Source organism: Acidobacteriota bacterium, assembly GCA_040754075.1.
Taxonomy (GTDB): Bacteria; Acidobacteriota; Blastocatellia; order UBA7656; family UBA7656; genus JBFMDH01.
In genome coordinates, this window is sequence record JBFMDH010000005.1 from 1 (window position 1) to 25,068 (window position 25,068).

Consider the following 25,068-nt stretch of genomic DNA (forward strand, 5'->3'; position numbering starts at 1 on the left):
GCAAGCGAATTGGCAAAAGTGTTATGATGCATCGAGACCTTCCTCCGGTTCTGTGTGGTTTTGCAACTAACAGAGTAACCGAGGGAGGTCCTTTTTTTAATTGTCAACCGACTTTGTTACAGCCCTGAGCAGGGGTGCAAAACGTCTGCGTGATTCAACAATCCCCTGAAAAAACAGAAGCAGGAAGCCTTTTGCAAGACTTCCTGCCGGGTTTGGGGCTACTGGTGAAGCTACCGGTAAACGGTAACGACAGACGAAACTCCTACATTACCCGCCGCGTCATAGGCTTTGCATTGCAGCGTGTGCGCGCCTGAGCGGGCACGCTTGGCATTCCATTTCGTGGTAAACGGAGATGAGGTTGATGACGCTACAAAGCTGCCATCCACATACAGCTCAACCTTCTCGACCCGCACATCATCCGAGGCTCTTACCGCCACATAAACCGAGTTATTCACCCGCGAATTATTGGCTGGTGAGGTTATGGTGATGGTTGGGGGTGTCGTATCCGGCGGCACATTATTGACATTAACGGTTACGGTTGCGGTTGAAGAATTGCCAGCCACGTCGCTTGCCGTGGCGCTCAAGGTATGCGCGCCATTGGTCACGGTCGTCGAATCCCAAGTGAATGAATAAGGCGATGCGCTTGCCGTGCCTTGTTGTACACCATCAACGCTGAAACTCACCGAGGCGACGCCGACGTTATCGCTTGCGGCAACCTGAACATTAATGGTGGCGGAAATATTTGCCCCGGTCGCAGGCGAACTGAAGCTGACGCTCGGCGCTTCGGTATCGGGCGGAGCCCCTGCGCCAACGGCTCTTGCAGCGTTGACTCTGCCATAGCCATAATTGCTGTCCCAACCCGCATCGCCCAAATCATCGGCTGATTGTTTGACTTGATCCTGCGCTTGCGTAGCGGTGAGCGTCGGATTGGCAGAAAGTACCAATGCCGCAAGTCCCGCAACGATGGGAGCGGCAAACGAAGTGCCGTTGGCATAGGTATATCCACCGCCGCGCGCGGTCGTATAAACGCTGCCGGGCGCAGCAACGTCGATGTTGTTGCCACGCGAAGACCAGCTATACAAATTATCGAGAAAATCGGTTGCGCTGACGGTTAAAACATAAGGGTTGTCGGCGGTGGCGTCGAACAGTCCATCGTTGCCCGCAGCGATTGCCACAACGCCGCCTTTGGAATTCATGTAGCTGGAAGCCGAGGTAACCGACGAGCTATTGGAAGCTTTGTAGCTCACGTTGGCAACCCGCGCGCCGTGGTCGGCTGCCCAACGTATGCCGTTTGCGATGGTTGAGTAACTGGCGATTCCATAGATGTCGGAAATCCGCACGGGCATAAGTTGACATCCCCAAGCCACCGATGCCACGCCCTGTTGATTGTTGCTGGCGGCGGCGGCGGTTCCCGCGACCATCGTGCCGTGTCCATATACATCGCTGGTATCGGCATTGTTGTCATACATGTTCCAACCCGGCACGATTTTTGAAGCCAGGTCGGGATGGGTTGAATCAACGCCGGTGTCACAAATCGCCACCACAATATTCGTCAGTCCAGTTGTCGTGCCCCAAGCTTCGGGCGCAACGATTCTATCCAGATGCCATTCATTGGCATAGCCCGGGTCATTGGGAACCATGGCATCAGGCGCAAGTAATTCGTCTAATTCAGCAAACTCAACATCAGGTTGCGAACGCAATATATCAACCAGCGCGGGTTCATTAGCGCCCGCCTGCAACTGTAAAATGCGCACGCCGGTGTTGGGAATTTCCGATGATTCAAACGCGCCAATCGCGGTCATTAAACCTTCAGCGCGCGCGCTTAACATCTGAGATGGGGTTTCGCGAAACTTGACCAGAATACGTCCCGGAACATATTTCATTTCCGGTTTTGATTTTTCACGTTTCCCTGCCTGAGCATCTTTCGCCCCGACGACTGAGGTTAATAAACAGACAACTACAAGAAGAACACTAGCAATTTTCCGACGATTATTCATACCGACTCCAAATCAAGGGGGGTAAGGGTTGCAAACAGAGGGCAACGAGCAAATAGACCGACAAATAAGTTCGGGATTTTTTTAAAGCGGGGACGCTTTAAGTAAGGCACTTTCAGGGTCAGCCGTTTAAGGCTTCGGCTAAAGCTTGTGCAATTTGCGAACCTTTAATCCAAATTCAACGATTTTGTTAAAAAATATTTTTAACCGCAGGAAAGAAAATAAATTTCACTAACGATTTGCGGCTTCTCATTCCCTTTTCAGGTAGGTTTTTATCCGGGCGATAAGGTCGAGCAAAATTCAGGAAAATAGATTTAATCCGCAACCCCGCTAACAAGAAGTGCGCTTATGTTTCAAAACCTCACACATTATATCAAGCGGTTCCGCAGCCAAGTTCAGCTATCGCTCTTTGCAAAGGTGGTCTCGGCGATTGCAGCAAGGCTTCAATACCGCCGTTCCATTTCAGGGTCATCGAGTATTCATCAAGACAATGGCGGTTTCCTGCAAGGACAAATTTTATCCTCGGATTGAGCGGATGGCGGATTCATAACTGAATGACCCGGGTTCTATTTGATGATTTCGGGGGATAAAATATTTTTCGGCTTAGATGATGTCTCGGATTCATGTTAAATTTTTTGTTTGACGATTGCTGAAAAAAGCCCCCGGCATGGTAAAACCCATTTTTTATCACGCCTGCCGGAGCGTCAACACATTGATCGACTGTGAAAGGAATTTTTTGATGTTTAAAGTTCTGCGCCTTAGTTCGGTACTGCTCACCTGGCTTAGCCTCTCCCTCCTATCCACGGCGGTACTGGCAAGCGGTCCCATTTTTTGGGAAGTTTCAAAACAAGATGAGATTATAAAAGGTGATGCGCGTGGCGTCTCGATTGCCGAAAATGGCACCATGACCTTAGCCCCCGCCTATACTTTGGTTTATGACACCAAAGAGGCTTATATATGGTCGAGCGCGACCGATGCCGCCGGCAACATTTATTTAGGCACTGGTCATGATGGTAAGGTTTTTAAGGTTGAAACCAATGGCAACGGACGATTGCTCTACGATGCGGCAGAACTTGATGTCACGGCGCTTGCCACTGATACCAAAGGCAACCTCTACGCCGCAACCTCGCCCGAAGGGAAAATTTATAAAATCGGCGCGGAGGGCAATGCCACCGTCTTTTTTGACCCGCCTTATAAATATATCTGGTCGTTATATTTTGATAACGCCAGTTCGACGCTTTATGCAGGAACCGGAGATAAGGGCGTAATTTATAAACTGGACGCAAGCGGCAAAGAGATGGTGATTGCCGATACTAACGAAGCCAACATTGTCGCCCTGACGATGGATAAAAGCGGCAACCTGATTGCCGGAACTGACCCCTCCGGTTTGATTTTACGCATTTCGCCAGATGGCAAAACCTTCGCGCTTCTCGATACGCCTTCACAGGAAATCCATCAATTAACTCTTGCTTCAGATGGCTCCATCTACGCGCTTGGCATCAATCAGCAGGGTGCCGCACAAAAGACCACGAGCGTTGGTGTACCTTCAACAACATCGTTGACCGGTGATGGCGTCATCCGCCTTTCAACCGATGAGGAGGGCAATGTCTCGGTTCAGGCAAGCGATACGGCAGCAACCACAATTACGGGCGCAAAAGGCGGAGGCGGCAAAAGCAATGTCTATCGCGTGCTGCCGGATGGCGGCAGTGAAACCATCTGGAGCGGTGGTGATGCCATCGGCTTTTCCTTGAAGGTGCTTGCCAATGGCAATGTTTTGGTGGGCACCAATGCCAAAGGGCGCATCTATTCTATTGATAAAGAGCGTTCGCAAACGTTGTTGATTCAATCCGTCGAAGATCAGACTTCGGCAATCTTTTCAGTCGGCGATACGGTTTATGCAGCGTCGAGCAATCTCGGCAGACTCTATCGCATCGGCACACAAACCGTAAGCGAAGGCTCGTATCTTTCCACCGTGCGCGATACCAAATTTGCAGGGCAATGGGGAATGCTCAACTGGCGCGGGGCTGGCAATGTGCAGATTCAAACCCGCACAGGCAATACCGAAACGCCGGATTTAACCTGGAGCGAGTGGTCTCAACCTTATCAAAAAGCCAGCGGCGAACAGATCAACAGTCCGCGCGCGCGCTTCATTCAATGGAAAGCAACGCTGAAAAACAGCGGGTCGGGTAAAAACCCTTCATCAGGTAATTCGTCAGCTATTTTGGCGAAACTGGAATCAGTCACTATCGCTTATCTGCCGCGTAACCAAGCGCCGGAAATCACAGCGGTCAATGTTTTGCCGCCGGGCGTGGCTTTACAGGAATTGCCGACCGGGGTTGACCCTTCAATTCTCACATCGGGATTAGACCCGCAGGTTTTCGGTTTATCGACCAACATTCCGCCGCGTCGCTTCTTTCAAAAAGGAGCGCGAACCATCACCTGGCAAGTCTCTGACGCCAACGGCGATGATCTGACTTACAAAATCTTTTATCGCACGCTTGGCGACAACGACTGGCATCTGCTGGCGGACGATCTCACGCAAAATTACTACACCATAGATGGCAACCGCCTGCCCGACAGCACCTATTTATTCAAAATCTGGGCGAGCGATTCACCGGCAAACCCTGATGAAGCGGCATTGAAAAACGAATATGTCACCGACACCATTGAAATCGATAACACGCCGCCCGCCGTAAAAGCCGGAACCCCAGCGACAAGCGGTGCGACAACGGAAATCACTTTCGAGGTCACAGATAGCACCAGCCGGATTATTAAGGGCGAATACAGCATTAATGGCGGGGCATGGCGATTGATTTTTCCGGTCGATGGCATCGCCGATTCCGCAAACGAAAGCTTCAAGGTCAAAGTCAATTTAGATAAACCCGGCGAACACGTCATTGCCTTTCGCTGTACGGATTCCAGTTACAACATCGGAACCAGTAAAGTGACCGTTAATAAATAGCGTACGGTTCAAACATCGGACATAGGGGTTTAAAGTTCCCACCTTTTACCTCTATGTTCGATAAACATATTGCCGCAAAAATAATCTGCTTAAAACAATTCATCGTTGACTTTATTCAACCTCTTCGCATAGTATGTCGACCGCTTTTTCTAACCCGCACAGGTTAGGAAATCTGTAAATTTTTCTGGAAAGTTTGCAACAATCTTCTTTTATTTTTGCAGGGAGATTCCAAGCGCAGGATTTAGAGAATTAAACCAACAAAAAATACAAACCTGACACGCAGTAATAACTCATAGACAAGTCTCTCCCAAAGTTTCAGTTAACCAAATAAGCCGTTGTTGCAGGAAAAAAAACGGCAAAAATATGTTTTTTAGAGAATAGGAGAAAAATAATGTTTTGCCCCCGAGACCTCACCTCCCGGTCTGTTGGGTTACCTGTTTTAAACAATAGGTTCAACAGATATTCCATTCACCTGCTTCACACCATCTTTCCGATTTGCTTATTAATCGGAATTGTTTTGTTACTGTCACCTGTCGCTCAAGCGCAAGCGCCTACCACCTACACTTGCTCACCGACCTGCACAGTCGATAGCTCATGCACGACCGGAAACTTCACGCTCACTTATAAAGGCGTGACCAACGGCGCTAATGGACAGAAAACTTTTACCTACACAATCAGAAAAAATTGTAATAGCGGCTCCAGTTGTAAAGACCTCAGCCATTTTGTTATCGGAATGTGTAGCAGTTTTACAACCGCTAATTATGTCAGCTCAAGTTTACCGAATGCCAACTGGTCATACGACACCATTGGCACAGACCCTACTACCGGTCTCTATGGAATTAAATTTAATATTGGAAGTGGCGGACTGCCGGGACTAAACACCCTGACTTTCAGTTTCACCCTAAAGCCCTCAGCAACGGTTCCAGCCATCACCAATTCAATCCAAACCTGGAAAACCAAAGCCGGGTCAGGAACAGGCAGCATTAACTCAGGCTCTATCTGCGGGCCCGATTGTGACTTCAGCGGCGGCAATTGCACCCCCGGCAGCATCAGCACCACCAACCACTTCAAACTCAAATTTGTTGGGGCAACCCCAGGCGCGAATGGGCAGGTTACATTTGAGTATCAAGTGATGTGGGATGGAGCCGGACAAGCATTAAAGCTGCTTGTCATTGGCATGTGTGAAGACATCACTTCCGCAAATCTGGTTTCAACTTATACATCGACATCAGGATGGACTTGCAATGGCTCAGGCTCTCCCTGCATCGGTCTCGATAGCACCTATACAGGGCTTTACGGAATTCGGTTTTATCGCGGTAACACCAGCGGCAGTCTTCCGGCAAATACCTGGGTAACGCTGAAATTCACCTTAAAACCGACTGCGAATGTTCCGGGAATCGGCACCACAGTACAGACCTGGAAAAATCGTGACTGGAGTTTTACAGACCGCACCGGAACGATCTGTGGTCCCGAATGTTTGACCGCGCCGACGGCAGTGAAGTTGAAAAAGAGCAGCGCCACCGCCTACGCCGACGGCACCATCGGCATCGAGTGGAAAACCGCTCAGGAAGTCCGCAACCTCGGCTTCAACGTCTACCGCGAAGAACACGGGCAGATGGCGAAACTCAACCCCGAACTGATTGCCGGGTCGGCGCTGTTGACCGGCGAGGCGCGTTTGGGGGCGGGCGGCAGTTATGTCTTCTTTGACAAGGGAGCCAGCGCCGCAGCGCGTTACTGGATTGAGGACATCGACCTCGATAAAGGCTCGTCGTGGCGCGGGCCGATTTACCTGCAAAAGAGCGAGGAGGCGGTGCCCAATCGAGTGCAGACCGTGATGCTTTCGCAACTCACCCAATCCCAATCCCTCGTCGATTCTTCCGCTCCCCTCGATTTTAGTGCTAAAAATTTAGCACTGAATGAAGCACGCCTTGAGGCTAAAGGAGCAGAAAATTTACAACTCAGTGCGGCATCACAAAATGCCATCAAGATAGCGATTCGCAAAACCGGCTGGTATCGCATTCGTCTGCAAGACCTGGTTTTTGCGGGTTTGAGCGCGGGGGCTGACTGGTCAAAATTACAGCTCTTTACAAATAACCGAGAGCAGGCGATGGAGGTGAAGACCAATGCAGATGGCAGCCTCACCCCCGATTCCGCCATCGAATTCTTCGCCCTCGCTCCCGATTCTGTCGAAACCAATACCCGCACCTACTGGCTCGTCGTCGATAAAAAAGGCGCTCGCGTCAACCAACTCCGTTCCCCCGGTTCCTCAACCGCTGCCACCAACTTCACCGCAACCGTCGAACGCCGTGACCGCTTCGTCTACTTCTCGGCGCTCTTGAACGGCGATGCCGAAAACTTCTTCGGTTCGGTGGTCACCGCTGGCGGCACAAATCAATCCCTGTCGCTGCCCAACCTCGACGCCTCCTTCACTGGCAATGTCACTCTGGAAATCTCCCTGCAAGGCGTCACCCAGATGGCGCATCGCGTCGCCGTTCAACTCAACGGCAATGCCCTTGGCGAAGTCCAACTCATCGCCACCGAAAAAGGCATCGGGCGGTTCACCGTGCCTCACACCCTGCTGCTCAACGGCACCAACACCGTGCGCCTGACCTCGCTCAACGGCAGCGCCGACCTCAACCTCGTCGATTACCTGCGTCTCAGCTATCAACACACCTTCACCGCCGATAACGACCAACTGCGCCTCACCGCCCAAGCCGGGGAATCGCTCAATCTCGCGGGCTTCACCAATCGTAATATCCGCGTCTTTGACATCACCAATCCGGCTGAACCCCAGGAACTCTTGGGCACCATCTCTGCCAAAGATGGCGGTTTCAGCGTCAGCCTCGCCGTCCCCGCCAAAGGTGGGCAACGCAGCTTGTTGGCACTGACCGATAACCAAGCCCTGACGGCAGCCGCCTTGACTGCCAATCGCCCGTCGACCTGGAAGAGCAGCAACCACAGCGCCGACCTGGTCATTGTCACCCCCGGCGAGTTCGTCGCAGCGCTGGAACCCTTGAAACAGGCACGTCAGGCGCAAGGCTACCAAGTCGCGGTCGTCGACATTGAGGATGTCTACGATGAGTTCAACTATGGCAATAAATCGGTGGCTGCCCTCAAGGATTTTCTCGGCTATGCCAGAAGCAATTGGAAAGTGGCACCGCGTTATGTGCTGTTGGTGGGCGATGCCTCCTATGACCGCAAAAATTATCTGGGTTTTGGCAACTATGATTTGATTCCCAGCAAGAGCGTCAATGCGACATTTATCGAAGGAGCGTCGGATGGCTGGTTTGGCGATTTCAACGAGGATGGCGTTCCCGAACTCGCCATCGGTCGCCTCCCGGTTCGCTCCGCCACCGATACTTCTCAGATGGTCGGCAAGATTTTAGGCTACGCAAATAGCACCGCCAGTGACCGGGTGATGTTGATTAGCGGGAGAACCGATGGTTATAACTTTGAGAATGCCAGCGCGAGTTTGAAAACGGTTTTGCCAGCCGATGTCAAAGTCAATGAGGTTCGTCGCAACGAAGTTGATACGGCAACCGCAAAAGCTGAAATCAAAGCAGCGTTGGATAGCGGAGTGAAAGTAATGAATTACTGGGGACACGGCTCATTGAGCTTTGTGCAAGATAATGTCCTAACCAGTGACGACGCCACCACCTTGACCAACGAACATCTGCCGGTGATGGTGATGATGACCTGTTTAACCGGTTACTTCCACGATGCGCTTTTGGAAACCCTGGCAGAAAGCTGGATGAAAGCGCCGCGTGGAGCCATCGCGGTGTGGGCGTCATCGGGGATGACAGTGCCCACCGGACAGGTCGAAGCGGTGCAGGAATTCTATAAACAGTTGTTCACTTTCAAGGGCATCGCGCTGGGCGATGCCGCACTCAGAGCCAAAGCCGCCACCACCGATTCCGACATTCGCGCCACCTGGAATCTCTTCGGTGACCCCACTTTGAAATTGCGCTGATTTTTGAATTGCGCGTCACCTCAAACAAGGTGCAGATAAGTCACAAACTGCACCTTGTTTGATAACTCAAAAAATATGCATCCAGGCGAACCGGGTCTTTCAACTTAAAGAGCCGTAAGTAAACCTACCCCTGCAAAAAATCATTTTCCTTAAAGCAATTCACCGTTGACTTTACCAAACCTCTTCACATAGTATTTGACCGCTTTCTAACCTATGCAGGTTAGTAAATCTGCAAATTTTTCTGGAAAGTTTGCAGCATTCCTCGTTTATTTTTATCGGGAGATTCCAGATGAAGGTTTAAGCGGTTAAAAAAATAAAAACACGAATCTGACGCGCTCTATTTATATCAACCTCCCCAAAATTTGAGATACCCAACAAAGCCGTGGGTGCAGGAAAACGGCAAATATCAAGAATCGCTTCGTTGAAAAAGGAGAAAGATTATGTTCCCCCAAACATTTGCCCCAAACTCAGTTGAATTGCCTTCAAATCGTAAGCCGTTCAGCAAATTTATCGTAAGAGTATTTCAAATCGGTTTTGTAATCACTCTACTATTAGGCGTTTTTATTTCTGCGTCGCTAACCGTCCAAGCGCAGAGTTGTACGCCAGGCAGTTCAAGTACAGCCGGAAATTTTACCCTGACGTTTGTCAGCGTAACGAGCGGCACCGGCGGACAAAAAACTTTTACCTATACACTCACACAGAATTGTAGCGGAGGCCCGGATTGTAAGGCGTTGAGTCACATCGTTGTCGGAATGTGCGATGAACTGACAACCGCTAATAATTATGTCAGCTCATCCACACCTAATTCCGGTTGGCATTTCGACGGAATCGGATTGGATCCAACCACAAACCTGTATGGGATTAAATTCAACCTTGATAACGGTGCGCTTCCACCACAAACAACTTTAACTTTCAGTTTCACACTGAAGCCATCTCCACCAACAATTAATTCGATTTCGACCGCTTTGATGACCTGGAGTACAAAAGCCGGCAGCGACCCAATTAGCAGTGGGACGATTTGCGGGCCGGATTGCTCGACCGCGCCGACGGCAGTGAAGCTGAAAAAGAGCAGCGCCACCGCCTACGCCGACGGCACCATCGGCATCGAGTGGAAAACCGCTCAGGAAGTCCGCAACCTCGGCTTCAACGTCTACCGCGAAGAACACGGGCAGATGGCGAAACTCAACCCCGAACTGATTGCCGGGTCGGCGCTGTTGACCGGCGAGGCGCGTTTGGGGGCGGGCGGCAGTTATGTCTTCTTTGACAAGGGAGCCAGCGCCGCAGCGCGTTACTGGATTGAGGACATCGACCTCGATAAAGGCTCGTCGTGGCGCGGGCCGATTTACCTGCAAAAGAGCGAGGAGGCGGTGCCCAATCGAGTGCAGACCGTGATGCTTTCGCAACTCACCCAATCCCAATCCCTCGTCGATTCTTCCGCTCCCCTCGATTTTAGTGCTAAAAATTTAGCACTGAATGAAGCACGCCTTGAGGCTAAAGGAGCAGAAAATTTACAACTCAGTGCGGCATCACAAAATGCCATCAAGATAGCGATTCGCAAAACCGGCTGGTATCGCATTCGTCTGCAAGACCTGGTTTTTGCGGGTTTGAGCGCGGGGGCTGACTGGTCAAAATTACAGCTCTTTACAAATAACCGAGAGCAGGCGATGGAGGTGAAGACCAATGCAGATGGCAGCCTCACCCCCGATTCCGCCATCGAATTCTTCGCCCTCGCTCCCGATTCTGTCGAAACCAATACCCGCACCTACTGGCTCGTCGTCGATAAAAAAGGCGCTCGCGTCAACCAACTCCGTTCCCCCGGTTCCTCAACCGCTGCCACCAACTTCACCGCAACCGTCGAACGCCGTGACCGCTTCGTCTACTTCTCGGCGCTCTTGAACGGCGATGCCGAAAACTTCTTCGGTTCGGTGGTCACCGCTGGCGGCACAAATCAATCCCTGTCGCTGCCCAACCTCGACGCCTCCTTCACTGGCAATGTCACTCTGGAAATCTCCCTGCAAGGCGTCACCCAGATGGCGCATCGCGTCGCCGTTCAACTCAACGGCAATGCCCTTGGCGAAGTCCAACTCATCGCCACCGAAAAAGGCATCGGGCGGTTCACCGTGCCTCACACCCTGCTGCTCAACGGCACCAACACCGTGCGCCTGACCTCGCTCAACGGCAGCGCCGACCTCAACCTCGTCGATTACCTGCGTCTCAGCTATCAACACACCTTCACCGCCGATAACGACCAACTGCGCCTCACCGCCCAAGCCGGGGAATCGCTCAATCTCGCGGGCTTCACCAATCGTAATATCCGCGTCTTTGACATCACCAATCCGGCTGAACCCCAGGAACTCTTGGGCACCATCTCTGCCAAAGATGGCGGTTTCAGCGTCAGCCTCGCCGTCCCCGCCAAAGGTGGGCAACGCAGCTTGTTGGCACTGACCGATAACCAAGCCCTGACGGCAGCCGCCTTGACTGCCAATCGCCCGTCGACCTGGAAGAGCAGCAACCACAGCGCCGACCTGGTCATTGTCACCCCCGGCGAGTTCGTCGCAGCGCTGGAACCCTTGAAACAGGCACGTCAGGCGCAAGGCTACCAAGTCGCGGTCGTCGACATTGAGGATGTCTACGATGAGTTCAACTATGGCAATAAATCGGTGGCTGCCCTCAAGGATTTTCTCGGCTATGCCAGAAGCAATTGGAAAGTGGCACCGCGTTATGTGCTGTTGGTGGGCGATGCCTCCTATGACCGCAAAAATTATCTGGGTTTTGGCAACTATGATTTGATTCCCAGCAAGAGCGTCAATGCGACATTTATCGAAGGAGCGTCGGATGGCTGGTTTGGCGATTTCAACGAGGATGGCGTTCCCGAACTCGCCATCGGTCGCCTCCCGGTTCGCTCCGCCACCGATACTTCTCAGATGGTCGGCAAGATTTTAGGCTACGCAAATAGCACCGCCAGTGACCGGGTGATGTTGATTAGCGGGAGAACCGATGGTTATAACTTTGAGAATGCCAGCGCGAGTTTGAAAACGGTTTTGCCAGCCGATGTCAAAGTCAATGAGGTTCGTCGCAACGAAGTTGATACGGCAACCGCAAAAGCTGAAATCAAAGCAGCGTTGGATAGCGGAGTGAAAGTAATGAATTACTGGGGACACGGCTCATTGAGCTTTGTGCAAGATAATGTCCTAACCAGTGACGACGCCACCACCTTGACCAACGAACATCTGCCGGTGATGGTGATGATGACCTGTTTAACCGGTTACTTCCACGATGCGCTTTTGGAAACCCTGGCAGAAAGCTGGATGAAAGCGCCGCGTGGAGCCATCGCGGTGTGGGCGTCATCGGGGATGACAGTGCCCACCGGACAGGTCGAAGCGGTGCAGGAATTCTATAAACAGTTGTTCACTTTCAAGGGCATCGCGCTGGGCGATGCCGCACTCAGAGCCAAAGCCGCCACCACCGATTCCGACATTCGCGCCACCTGGAATCTCTTCGGTGACCCCACTTTGAAATTGCGCTAATCTCGATTAATCGAAAAACGATTAATTCAAAATGCTTCGGGCTGTGCCAATTGGCACAGCCTTTTTTATTGATCCCAACTTCACCACAAGGCGATCCAATCAACTGCCGTCTGATTAACCGCTGACAATTTGCAATTGAACGCGATGAATCGCAAGGAGCGCGGTTTGCAAAATAAGTTACTGAGGTTGAACAAGATTCCCATCGACGCCTCATAGACTGCTCCCTTAACAGGTTCCGAGTGAATCAATCGCAAACGGTTCCGGGCAATCGCTCACACTATAGCGGTTTGCAAAACGATTTACTGAGGTTGAACAAGCGGTCTTTGACCGCGTCGTTAAGCAGTCGCGGTCGTTAAGCAGTCGCGGTCAAAGACCGCTCTCTCAACAGATGCTGAGTAAACTCAATTGCAAATCGCTCTAATGTAAGGCTTCACATTCATCAGTATAAAACGAAAAAAGTTCAGCCAGCGATTAAATCACCTGATGAAGTCCCCATACCTTGAAACGGGCTACAGTAGCCAATTTCAGGTTCACTGACAACCAACCTTCAGCATCCGTAACCCGACATAATTAAGGTCGAGGGGCTTGCGTCCCTGCTTATAAACAGGATTCAGAAACGGTTCAGCAAGAGAGTTAAGTTATTGGTAAGCGGGCTTGATACTAATCGCTTGCAGCTTGCACCTGGCGAGAATAAATAGAGGGAAGTTTAATCGTGAAATGCGAACCTTCACCTAAACGACTTTCAACAAAAATGCGTCCGCTATGTTCCTGGATGATGCCGTAAGTAAGCGCCAGTCCCAGTCCGGTTCCCTGTCCCACATCTTTGGTGGTAAAGAACGGGTCGTAGATTCGCGCGATATTTTCGGGCGCAATGCCCATCCCCGTATCCCGAAAATCAATAACCAGCGACGTATCAACCATGCGCGTGTGAATCATCAATCGCCCACCATCGGGCATGGCATCGCGCGCATTGAGTATCAGGTTCATGAAAACCTGTTGTAATTTGGCGGCATTGCCATAAGCCGGAATCAGGTCGCTTCCGAAATTGCGCAGGATTTCAACCTGGCTGTTGCGCAATTGATGTTCCAGTAACTGCAAGGTGTCATCGAGAACTTTGTTGATTTCAACTTCGCGAAATTGCGTATCACCGGTGCGCGAAAAATTGAGCAGGTTATTGACAATGCCGGAGGCGCGTTGCGTTTGCCGGTGAATTTTTTCCAGTAATTTATATTTCGGGTCGCTTTCCGGAATTTGCTGCAACAGCATCTGTGCATAAGAAGAGATGCCGGTAAGCGGAGTGTTGACTTCGTGCGCGACGCCCGCGGCAAGCAAGCCGATTGAAGAGAGTTTATCGTTTTGCAACAGTTGTTGTTCAAGTTGTACGCGGTCAGTAATGTTTTCGAGGACGATGAGCGTACCGGTTACCACGCCGCGCGCCGCTTCAAATGGCGCAATCGAGATGTTCAAGGTCAACGGGCGACCGTCTTCGGTGGTGGCGTTGTATTTATAGATATAACGGGTTTCGCGCAAATCCCAGCCTGCGCGACCGACGGCATTATGAATCGTTTCAATTAAATCTTTATCCAGAACTTCATCAATGTTGCTTTGCAACGCGCGGTCACGCGAAACGCCGGTTATCTCTTCAAGACCGCTGTTCCAGGTAGTGACCCGACCATCCACATCGACCACCAGAATGCCGACATTCACACTTTCAACAATGTTTTCAGAAAATTCTTTGAGCCGCGCCAGTTGTTCGGCTTTTTCAATTTCCGAACGATAGAGCAAACTGTTATCAATCGCCACTGCAACATAACCCGACAAGGCGCGCAGTAAATCTGTGTCTTCGCTCGTCAGCAACGCGCCGGTCGTGGTTCTGCCGACGCCTAAAATGGCAACCATACGGTCGCGCACCACACACGGGACAAAGTAATAAAGCTCATCGGTCAATTTGCGCTGCGAATCGGCAATACTGATGTCGGCTTTCCCATTGAGACGCTTGTCAACAAGCGCACCGATGTTGGTGCTCAGCAAGTTATCGAATACCCAGTTCTCCTCTTTCACCAGGTCATTCGCTGAAATGAAACCGCGCCCAATTGAACGCAAACGAATGATATTCTTAATATCCGTAGGCAAGGCGACATTGGCATCTACTTCGGAAGCGTGGGCGAGGCGAAAACCTGACGGTGACGCTTCATCTTCGATAAAGATGGCGATTTTGCGAACCGATAACATCGAAGAGAGCCGTCGCACCAATGAATCGAGCAGTTGATGGAGCGCCGTCGTGCGGGCAAGGGTTCTGCCAAATTCCTGCAAACTGGCGCGCAAATTGTAACTTTCGCCGTAAAACCAACGGTCTGCCCAGTATTGCAATTTATTTTTAATCGGCGCAAACAGCGTGGTTACCAGAAGCATTCCGGCAACAATGATGGCGCGCGCCCGCCACGAATATAAATCTGCGGTCGGCCAGACGAATTTAACAAAATCGCTGACGCCCAAAAGCACCAGCATATAAAGCGCGCCGATAACTACAGTTGCCATCACGTGGACGAAACTGCGCCGCATAATCACATCCACGTCCATCAACCGATAGCGCACAATCGAGTAGCCGAATGACAGCGGAATCAAAATCAGCAACCCGCAGCCGAGCAAACTCATGAGCGGCGTAATTTCCCAATTCAGCAGGAAGGGTATTCCGAAGAAGCCGATGAACGGCACGATGGCAAGCCCCAGACTCCAGACAATCCATTTGAGTTGCTGTTTGAGTAAAACCTTTTCGGCGCGCATAAAAGTGCGAATCAGCAGCACGCTGCCAAGCAGGAAAAACAGCGGATAATGGAGAATCTCGACCCAGTTAATCGCTTCACGCGCCTGTACCAGGCGACCGCTCGGAAAAACATTCGGTTTATAAATGTAGAAGAGATTAAAGGCAACCAGGACAGCCGCCGGTAAATAGAGCACCATTTTTACCGGAAGTTTGCCAAGCATTCCCGATTTTTCCGAGGGAAATTTAATGCAGAAATGCAGGAACAATGGCGCAAGTAACGCCAGCGCGACGCCATCCAGGGTATAAACCAGATTGTCGAGTGCAGTGCCTTCTCTGGTTGATTGATAAAAATAGGCAACAAACGACGCTAAGAACCAGGCGAAGAAATGGTAGGTGAGCGCGGCACGGCTCTGTTTGAATAACACGAAAAGACCGACCGCCAAATAAACAATACCGATGAATGCGAGATAGAGACCAAGTTCGAGTTGCTGCGGCTCAGAGATGACGGTGAAATCAATATCGAAATAGGGTTGGTCAAGTTGAAAAATACCCTGTAGGGTTGGGTCGTTGCGTTCGATGACGTAACGCGCTTCGCTACCGACGCCCTGTTTATCAAGATAGAGCGCTATGGTTTCGGCACTATCAATCGATTCATATTTGCCTTGATAGAAAATGGCGCGGACATAATCGCCGGGCTTGACCGAGATGTGCGAATAAGACCGGACGGCTTTCGCCTTCACGCCGTTAGCGGTATCAACCCATTCGACCCCATCCGTAGGAATCGGCGGCGAAGAGAGGCGGTCACGCAGATTGAGAATCCCGATAACGACAAGCAGCCCGGTTACCACCAGCAAGGCTAACAGCTTCATCTTGTCTAAAAAGTTTCTCATCGGCATAACACCCCAAACGCTTCTAAGCGTCACAACCGAATCACCCGGGCTTACAGTTGCAACTTTTATTCCGACCAAACGGCAATTCAACAGGGCAGAAAGTCGCAGATTTTGCGCGAATTTCTTACCCTTCAGGCACCTTCCGCATCCGAAGTTTCGGATAGTTTCCGAGATTTCGGATGGTTTACCATTCCAACGGGTTCTGAACTACCGGCTCAATCAGACACAGGCGGGGAACCTATGAAGGCGAGCTTTTAAATTTACTGAAGCAACATTCCTAAAGAATCTTTTGACGCAGACTACTTTTATTTTTATTTCAGGCTCTCTACCAGAGCATTTTTAAAATCTCATCGACACCCCGACACGCACCAATCGTCCATAGCGACTGGCAATCAACTGTTGATTGTCATCAGTAATGGATGCCTGTTGATCAAGCAAGTTACGCAAGTCCGCCATCAGTTCCCAATGCCCCGGCAGAATCCCGAAATTGGGCAAAGCCTGCGAAAGCGAAATACTGATGTTCGGGTCAAAGGTGGCGATTTGCCCCTGAAACGGGTCGATACCGAAAATCGCCTGTTGCGGAGCGATGCGTAAAATCGTGGAAACGCGAGTCCCGGTCTTTAAGAAATTGGCATTGACGCGGGCTGAAAAAACTTGAAATGTCGCGTTTGAAAAAATCTGAGAAGGGGTAGTGATGCCACGCGCATCCATTTGCTGACCTTCACCAAATGCGTAACCGAATGAACTGTCTATTACCCGACTGAGTTTCCGGTTATAGACCACTCGAAGCCCACGCGCTCGACCTTTCTGTTCGGCGGTGGTAATCGTAGCGTCGGCATTTTCAATACCATCAACCGGAATCGCCAACAGTCCCACGCCATGACCGGAGACCGTATCGAAAAATGCCATCATCTCAACCGATGATTTATCATTCAGAATATGTTCGGCGCCAACCTGCAAACGATAACTGCTATCGGTGAGCGGGCGATTATGCTTGGAAAACGCTACAGTTTTGGGCTGAGAAAAGACAATTTCGCCCGATTCCAGATTGATACTTGATTGCTCATCAACCGATGCGCCGGGTTCGAGTCCCGCAAAAACCCTGGTGCGCGCCCCGGCATCAACCGCAACGCCCAGACGCGGCAACACGCTTGTGGCATTTGCGCCTTCGGTGAATCTGGCGAATTCCAACCCATAAACCACCAGCACCGGACCTGCGACTTGCCAGGTATCTCTTGCCGAAAGCGAAAATTGTCCGACTTTGGGAATGGCGTTTTGGCGCGAGAAGGTAAATCGCGCATAGCCGAGCGCCAGGCTGAGTCGATGTTTATCGCTGGCGTTGGTAGTCGTGAGCACCTCAAAGCGCTGCATCGCGCCGTCACCATGCGCGACCTGACCGTGCATCACCATATCTGTGCGCTCTGTGAGTTGTTGCGACAGAGCGAAGTTTGCGCCGACCATCGAACCGAAACTGGATTCTTCGCGAGTGGCGGTTTGATTGAAGGCATTCACGTAGCCATGCAATTCCGTCGAACGCGGCGTGAGAACGACCGAATCATCTTCAACAACTTTCGGTTTCACTTCTTCGAGGTGGAAAATCGAACCGCGAGCGCGCCGCGTAGCGGCTGTCGAGTTGGCATTTAAACTCGTCTGTTCGGCAAGCGTTCCGGTGCGGCGCATTAAAATCGAATCGAAGACGATGACTTTGCGTGGCAATACATCCGCCGCAAAAACGAAGGGTGCAAATCCTGCGGCAAGCGCCTTGATGCGATAGCGCCCGGGAAGGATATTTGCCGCCAGGAAAAGCCCTTCCTTATCCGTGCTCACCTGCTTCACGATTTTCGCTTTTGCCTGCTCAGTTTCGCTCATCACCATCACAGACGCACCGACAAGCGGTGAGCCTTGGGCGTCTTTGATTACGCCACGAATCGAGCCGACGGCAGCCGATGCCTGCGCATCAGACACGTTGGTATAGAAAAATATTCCTATAGCAACTAGCGTCCATACCTTCAAAGCTAATTTCATAAAACACCTCATTGAATAAAGAGGAAGCACGGGATAACTGTTTGGGCGAAAAAAATTGTACCATCCAACTTTGCAGCGCCGCAAACGCGAATGATACCATCGGCGCGTGCGGCAAGCTACATTTATTTCAGCGTGAGTTTATCAGGTTTTGCTATTAATTTTATGCTTTATGTGATCGCCACACCCATCGGCAATCTCGAAGACATTACCATGCGCGCCTTGCGCCTGCTCGGTGAAGTGGATTTGATTGCCTGCGAAGATACGCGCCATACGCGAAAGCTGCTCACCCACTATCACATTCAAACACCGTCTATCAGTTATCACGAGCATAATGAACGCGAACGCACAGCGGAAATTCTCCAAAAACTCAAAAGCGGAATGCGTGTGGCGCTGGTATCGGATGCCGGTACGCCGCTGGTTTCCGACCCGGGGTTTCGCTTGGTCAGCGAAGCCGCAGCCGCAGGCATCGAAATCGTCCCGATTCCCGGCGCCTGCGCTTTAATCACCGCGCTTTCAGCATCGGGAGTAGCAAGCAACGATTTCTTTTTCGCAGGCTTTTTGCCAGTGAAACGGACAGCGAGACGCGCGCGCCTCACGGAACTTGCCGGTCTTCACACCACTTTGATTTTTTATGAAGCGCCCCATCGCATTCAGGCGATGCTCGCGGATGCTTTTGAAATTTTAGGCAACCGGGCAAGCGTGCTGGCGCGCGAACTCACCAAGCTGCACGAAGAATTTTTGCGCGGCACGTTAGGCGAAATTCTGGCAACCGCAAAAGCCGCCGATTTAAAAGGTGAAATCGTCTTGCTGGTTGCGCCGCCTACAGTAAATGAAAAAAGCTCCCGACAGGGCGAGACGCTTTCTATTTTGCAGGAAGTGGAGCGCTTGATGGCAACTGAAAACCTCGACCAGAAAGCCGCGCTCAAACGTATTGCGCGTGAACGCGGTATCGGAAAAAGTGAAGCTTATCGCCTACTCATCGCAGAAAAACAAACCCGCCAATGACCTGTTCGATAACTGTTGAGAAACGGGCGTTGACCGCGCCATTCATCAAAAACACTTTTCATCTTATCGATAAAGTAGCTACACGCAAGACCATTATACGGACTCTTTCATGGTTAATGATAACGTTTCAATCGGTCTTTATTTCTCGCGCTTTTTGGTGCCCATTGCCGAAGTCAATTCAACCCGCACCTCACCCCAAGCGGGCGATGCCGTCATCAATACAGGAAGTCGCTGGGCGTCGTTGGTCAGATAAATTTTCAATTGATAAGGGTCTTTGCCGCTGCGGTTGGTGCTCGCGGCTTTAGTTGATACACGCACGGTGTTGAAGTCGCCCATCCGGGTGCCGATTTTTTCGCGCCCTTCAACCGTTATCGTCAGCTCATACAATTTGCCGTCTTCAATCAAGGTGAAATTCTGGGTCTTGCCCGGTGTCAAATCAATCATGCGAATGGCATAAAGCAATGAGGCGAGGTCATAAGTGCCTTGCGGAATCTTCACCTCTTTACCGTCTTCCAGTTTCGCTTTGCCGTTTTGCTGGTCGAGAATCATGGTGCCTTGCTCGCGTTTTTTGCCGCGGCGGGAATTCTTTTCGGCGCGAAACGGTTGCAACGTCCGGGCATTCAAAAAGGAATCGTAAACATCTTTCACCTTATACACCACGGCGCTCACAATGCCCACGGATTGCGCCTGCGCCGAAACATGAAACGCATCAACGCCATCAATGGTGCGCCGCGCTTTGGTTTCCAGCGTCAATTCACCGGCAACCACAAAACTCGACCATGAAACTTCGTAATTCAACTGCTCGCCAACGGCAAAGGGGACTTCTTTAATCGTATTTGTCGCGGTGGCTTTATTATCTTTGGTCGCTGCAACTGATTTATCGTTGCCCGGTTGAGCGATTCCCTGCAACGCCAACAGTACACCCAAAACCAATGTGAAAAGAATTTTTTTAGCAGTCAATTTTTTTAACTCCCATTTCTACTAAATGAGATAGGCCGAATAAATCCGTTTGCCTGAAGCAACCTCGTCTATTCAGCCTATCTCGGTTATTTAACGGGAATCATCTTCCGAGCCGGATGACCCCGTTAATTGAAACGCATAGGTGTGATGCCCGGAGCGCATTTTTGTGATGCCTTTTGCAGAAAAGAAAAAAGGCGAGACTTTAAAAGCCTCGCCCGAAAAGTAGTAAAGGAGTTGTAAGCTTATTGGTTCGACATTTTTGTTGAGGCACCCGGTGTGTCTTCAACGCGCAGTGTACGGTTTTGAAATTGCGAAGAGATGGTTTGCGTTTGAATAAAATATTGCGAATCTTCATCCAGGAAAATCGTTCTGAGTGGATGCACCGGTCGGTCATTGATGCGGACTTCGTAATGCAAATGCGGCGAAGTTGAACGCCCCGTGCTGCCCGCATAACCGATGATCGAACCGCGTGTGACTTTCAAACCGACGACCACATTGAAGCGCGAAAGATGCGCGTAATTGGTGGTGATGCCGCCGCCGTGATCGACGGTGACCATATAGCCGTAACCATTATGCCAACTGGCAAATTTCACGACGCCTGCTTGACTGGCGCATACAGGGTCGCCCCATTCGGCTTTAATGTCTAACCCGGAATGGAATTTCGCCCGCCCGGTAAACGGGTCGATGCGATAGCCAAAAGTGCTGCCGACGCGAACGCTGCTGGCGAGCACTGGCTGTTCGACATATTTGCCGGTGCTACTATTATCGCCTTTTACGGTTTCCGGTTTGATGACTTCGACTTTCGGCGTCGGAGCCGCGCCTTTTGCAGGTTTGCCTTCTTCATCTGAATGTTGCTCATCGGAAAAATTCTGCACCATGCTGAGCGAGGCAGGCGTATTGGCGGCGGTTGCCGGAATCGAAACCTGGTCGGCTTTTTGTTTGATGGCGATGGGCGCAGGCGGCAGCACGGCGTTTACCGGAAGCACCAGCGGAGCCGGTAAGCCTTGTGGTTGCGCCGGGTCTTTACTTGCGTCTGTTGCGTCTTTTTTGTCCGCGGCTTTTGGTTCGCTGCCGACTATCTGGGTGGCGCTTTGCTGCGGGTCCCATTCAACGTAAGCCATCATGGCTCCGGTTGAAAGAAAAAATACAGAGATGAGTCCAATTAAAAAGCGAATTCTGGCAAATGCCATTATAAAACCTTCTCCTTAGTGAATACTGCCTCTATTAACCAGTAAAATTGCAAACAAACCTAATGTTCCGAACATAAAAAGAGGCGGGGAATTGTTTACAGGAGCGTGATTTTACGGAGCAACCCTGAAGCTTGTCAATTAAAAGCTCGGAGAAAAATCTTGTAATTTTCTTGCGGCTGACATTGCCATTATCGGCGATTACTCAAGGCAATAGAATAGTTTTCTGGCACGCGCTTTTTCGCTTGGCTATAATCGCCTTTTAGTTTGCCATTGAAATATTCACCAAAGGAGAGTGTTCATGAAAGAAGTCAGTCCACAAGAAGCTTATGATTTAATGCGGGAAGACGTTGAGTATATTTATCTGGACGTGCGCTCAGTGCCCGAATTTGAAGACGGACACCCGGCAGGCGCAATCAATATTCCGATTATGAATTTCACGCCGGGATTTGGCATGACCCCGAATCGCGATTTTGTCCAGCTCGTAGATGAACAATTTGCCAAAGATGCCAAGTTGTTACTCGGTTGCAAATCGGGCGGGCGTTCGGCGCAAGCCTGTCAAATTATGGAAAAGATGGGCTACTCCAATGTCGCCAATGTGCGTGGCGGTTTTCATGGCGCGGTTGACCAGATGGGACGGTTGGTAGAAGCCGGTTGGCGCATGCTCGATTTGCCTGTCGAACAATAGAAAGCGTGCGCTTGAAGTTTCAAGCGCACACCTTTTCACCAAACCTCAAAGGTTAATTTGATCTACTTTTCAAGTAAACGATTTATACCCATTTAAAGCATCACATTTCATTCCAATTTCTTGAGCATCTCAACGGCGTTTTTATTATGCGGATTGAGTTCAAGCGACCGCTTGTAATTTTTAATCGCCAATTCGCGCTCGCCTTTTTGCATATAGGCTTCAGCAAGGCTGTCATAAGCATTATATCCCTGGGGATACATCTCGACGTTGAGTTTAAATAGTTCAAGCGCATCATCAAGGCGTCCCGATTTGAGCATCTGATATCCCAGCGCATTCAACTCTTTCTCGGAAAAATCATAATCCTGAGGGTGCTCGTTTTTGAGTTGACGATATTGCGCGATGGCTGCCGCCACGCCTTTTCCCATCAAGGTATGTGCAAGGGTATTGGCAATCGACGGCAGTTTCGGCGCTTCCGGTGCGACCTCTAGCACATGACCTTTCTTGACGCGCATTGCCACTTTTTTGATATTGGCAAAATCTTCCAAGGGATTGCCTTCAAGCGCCAGAAAATTGGCTTCGTATCCCTCCTTCAAATAGCCGATTTTGCGATTGGGATAAAGCGTTTGCGGTGTCGTCTCGGTCAGCAGTTTTAACAAACCGAGATTATCGAAAACTGCCAACCGCCGCAGGTTCTCGGCTTCGTTAATCACCGTGAGGTTATTATCATCCGTGCCAATCACCAGACGAACCCCGGCTTTTTTCAATAACCCGATGTTGTGACGATGAACACCATCAATATCCTGAACCTGTCCGATGGGTCTGTGACTGATAGTCGTTGTCACCACCGTCATGCCTCGACGAGCAGCCTCCCGTGCATCCGCTTCAGTCAATTTTTCCAAAGGTAAATGGGTGATTTCATCTACCCCGGCATTGACCGCAGCGCGAAAATCGGCGGCAGTATTGATATGCGCAATCACCGGCAGATTTTCCTTGTGCGCCTTTACGACAATCTTTGCAAGCATTGCCGGATTCAAACCACGTTTACCAAAAAACTCCGGGTTATTTTTTCGTTTTTCATATTCTTCGCAGTATTCAAGGTAGGTTTTCAGAAAATCCGGTTTACCGGCAAGAATCATCGGCCATTTGCTTTCCAAATCTTTTTCCGTATCGATAATGAAATACGCCTGATTTTCCATCGCTTTCCTCTCCCAACCGATTTGGTTGGCTATCAGGTCAAAGATTTGCACAGGATGCCCGCCGGTTGCCGTGAGTCCGCCATTGGCATACAACACATCGACGCTTTCAGGAAGGTTCACCAGCGGGCGCACGGATGCCGCGAGTTTCGTAATGCCGTTGGTATTTTTTGAATAAAAAATCCCTTGCTTGATGTAGGTATTGAGTTGCTGCTTGAAATTCACCTCCTCGCCAAAGTGATGATTGTGAGCTTCGGCAAATGGCGCAACGACATACTTGCCCTGCAAATCGGTTGTGGTATCGACCTTTCCGGCATAGTGCATTCGCAAGACGCCTTCAACCACATAAACGGTTTGCTCAACAAAGGATTGACCGTTAAACCATCGACCGTTGATATAGCATGTGGTTCCGTGAGCCAGCGCGCGAGGCGCAGGTATACATAGTGCCAATGCCAGTAAAACGGCAGCGAATTGATAGCCTTTTCGTTTATTCGTGTGATGCGGTGTCACTTGTCCCTGATAAATTTTTCCCAAGACCAACGCGCTAGTCTTTGCTTGATTCATGAATTTTTCTCCAGATTGATTGAGTTTGGCGGCTGGTTAACGTTTGAGCGTACGTCTGCCCAGGTCAGGCATCAGGGGTAAGTGGCAAATCCGTTTCCAGGGTTGCAAAAATTTTCGCACCTCAGTCAATAACCCTGGATTTATCCAAAGCCATCCGCTCGCTTGCCTACAAACAACAAAATGCAAACAAAGTCAGGTCGGCAATCAACCTGACTTCGTTTGCAATGAGAGTTTGATGGAGCGAAATTTGAAGGTTATTTATCGCTTATCTTCAGAGAATCGCCGGTTTGATGATCCTTGATTTGAAAGCGTAAAAAATCGTGAATGGCGGCAAGCGCCTGTTTATCACCGGTCGTGATGCGCACCCGCGCGCCCTGTTCAAACTTTTCGTACTGATAATGGATTGCCGCTTTGCGCGCTTTCATTACCTCGACGCCCGGCGGGGTCTGGTCGTGAATAAACATCGGCAGGTTGAAATCTCCTTCGGCAAAAGCTTTGGCAATGTGTGTGAGGTGCATCTGAATTTGCCCGAGGCTTTCACTGTCCTCAACACGGTTTGCCGAAACTTCAATGACGCCGCCATTTTTTAACAAAATGAAATGATGGGTGGATTTCTCGTGTGAAAAGCCCATCGCTTTATCGCCGCGTTCATTGACGCCTGCGTGATGATTCTGGTGTTGTTGCATCATCGGGCAGCTATGCCCTTGTGATGGCACACCTGCGCCGAAAGCGATGGCTGTCAATGTAAGGATAAAAATCAGGGGTCTGAATTTCATTTTAATCATGGTCAACTTTTCTTCCTTTCCTGGCTCTCAGCCAAGTTCTTGAAAGTTGCGAAGATTTCTCTTGAATCGGCAAAGCGGTTTTGGCAAGCGACTCAAGCAACGCCGCAGGCTCGCCCGCCCGCGTTTGCTTCAGCCGCGCGTCCCAATCCGTGAGCAACGATTGCAGGGCATCGCGTATGGCAAGCATCTCCTGTAAACGCGCTTCGATATCCGAGAGCTTTTCTGCGGCAAGGCGACGCACTCTGAGGCAAGGCGCTTTACCATTGTCGCGTTCTTTGAAAACCTGAGCCAGTTCGTCGAGCGTGAATCCGACTTTGATTGCCTGTTGAATGAGCCGCACCCGTTCAAGCGCCGCGGCAGGATATTCGCGGTAACCATTGCGCGCCCGACGCGGACGCGCCAGTACGCCCTTCTTTTCGTAGTGGCGCAACGTGTCGCGGCTGACGCCTGCCTGCTTTGCCAGTTCACCGGAATTCAAGAAACCTTCTCGTGTAGATTTGCTGGGCATAGGAGAGTATAAACGTTGGAACCTGTTCCACAGTCAAGCGGTTTTT

13 protein-coding genes are annotated in these 25,068 nt (G+C 50.6%); 5 read left to right on the forward strand and 8 right to left on the reverse strand.

The features are described from left to right. Positions 1 to 230: 230 nt before the first annotated feature. The gene (locus AB1757_07000) at positions 231 to 1,997 is read right to left on the reverse strand and encodes a S8 family serine peptidase (protein MEW6126769.1); all 1,767 of its coding nucleotides are present in this window, start codon (positions 1,995 to 1,997) and stop codon (positions 231 to 233) included. A 736-nt stretch (positions 1,998 to 2,733) separates the two neighbouring features. Here AB1757_07000 and AB1757_07005 point away from each other — a divergent pair. From AB1757_07005 to AB1757_07015, 3 genes are all read left to right on the forward strand, one after another. After that, a complete protein-coding gene (locus AB1757_07005) occupies positions 2,734 to 4,956 on the forward strand; it encodes a hypothetical protein (protein MEW6126770.1) in 2,223 nt (740 codons plus the stop codon). Between the two features lie 517 nt (positions 4,957 to 5,473). Further along, the gene (locus AB1757_07010) at positions 5,474 to 8,926 is read left to right on the forward strand and encodes a C25 family cysteine peptidase (protein MEW6126771.1); all 3,453 of its coding nucleotides are present in this window, start codon (positions 5,474 to 5,476) and stop codon (positions 8,924 to 8,926) included. Between the two features lie 440 nt (positions 8,927 to 9,366). Next, positions 9,367 to 12,453: a C25 family cysteine peptidase gene (locus AB1757_07015; protein MEW6126772.1), complete on the forward strand. Its 3,087-nt coding sequence runs from the start codon at positions 9,367 to 9,369 to the stop codon at positions 12,451 to 12,453. A gap of 660 nt (positions 12,454 to 13,113) precedes the next feature. Here the strand turns inward: AB1757_07015 and AB1757_07020 are convergent. Together AB1757_07020 and AB1757_07025 are read right to left on the reverse strand one after the other, a co-directional pair. Continuing rightward, positions 13,114 to 16,107, reverse strand: a complete 2,994-nt coding sequence (locus tag AB1757_07020; protein MEW6126773.1) for an ATP-binding protein — start codon at positions 16,105 to 16,107, stop codon at positions 13,114 to 13,116. Positions 16,108 to 16,446: 339 nt separating this feature from the next. Continuing rightward, positions 16,447 to 18,132 (reverse strand): carboxypeptidase-like regulatory domain-containing protein, encoded by a 1,686-nt coding sequence (locus tag AB1757_07025; GenBank protein MEW6126774.1) that lies wholly within the window; start codon positions 18,130 to 18,132, stop codon positions 16,447 to 16,449. A 90-nt stretch (positions 18,133 to 18,222) separates the two neighbouring features. Here AB1757_07025 and rsmI point away from each other — a divergent pair, with 90 nt between their 5' ends. After that, positions 18,223 to 19,137: a 16S rRNA (cytidine(1402)-2'-O)-methyltransferase gene (gene rsmI, locus AB1757_07030; protein ID MEW6126775.1), complete on the forward strand. Its 915-nt coding sequence runs from the start codon at positions 18,223 to 18,225 to the stop codon at positions 19,135 to 19,137. A 138-nt stretch (positions 19,138 to 19,275) separates the two neighbouring features. Here rsmI and AB1757_07035 read toward each other — a convergent pair whose 3' ends face one another. After that, complete coding sequence (locus AB1757_07035; GenBank protein MEW6126776.1) at positions 19,276 to 20,097, reverse strand: DUF3108 domain-containing protein; 822 nt, start codon at positions 20,095 to 20,097, stop codon at positions 19,276 to 19,278. A gap of 242 nt (positions 20,098 to 20,339) precedes the next feature. Continuing rightward, positions 20,340 to 21,287: a M23 family metallopeptidase gene (locus AB1757_07040; protein MEW6126777.1), complete on the reverse strand. Its 948-nt coding sequence runs from the start codon at positions 21,285 to 21,287 to the stop codon at positions 20,340 to 20,342. Between the two features lie 298 nt (positions 21,288 to 21,585). Here AB1757_07040 and AB1757_07045 point away from each other — a divergent pair, with 298 nt between their 5' ends. Continuing rightward, complete coding sequence (locus tag AB1757_07045) at positions 21,586 to 21,972, forward strand: rhodanese-like domain-containing protein (protein ID MEW6126778.1); 387 nt, start codon at positions 21,586 to 21,588, stop codon at positions 21,970 to 21,972. A 107-nt stretch (positions 21,973 to 22,079) separates the two neighbouring features. Here the strand turns inward: AB1757_07045 and AB1757_07050 are convergent, their stop codons facing one another. From AB1757_07050 to AB1757_07060, 3 genes are all read right to left on the reverse strand, one after another. Next, entirely contained in the window at positions 22,080 to 23,729 is a 1,650-nt protein-coding gene (locus AB1757_07050; protein MEW6126779.1) for an amidohydrolase family protein, read from the reverse strand. A 254-nt stretch (positions 23,730 to 23,983) separates the two neighbouring features. Then, positions 23,984 to 24,514, reverse strand: a complete 531-nt coding sequence (locus AB1757_07055) for a hypothetical protein (protein ID MEW6126780.1) — start codon at positions 24,512 to 24,514, stop codon at positions 23,984 to 23,986. Then, positions 24,507 to 24,992 carry a heavy metal-responsive transcriptional regulator gene (locus tag AB1757_07060; protein MEW6126781.1) on the reverse strand — a complete coding sequence of 162 codons (486 nt, stop codon included), beginning with the start codon at positions 24,990 to 24,992 and terminating at the stop codon, positions 24,507 to 24,509. The genes AB1757_07055 and AB1757_07060 overlap by 8 nt, the downstream gene beginning before the upstream one ends. Positions 24,993 to 25,068 lie beyond the last annotated feature (76 nt).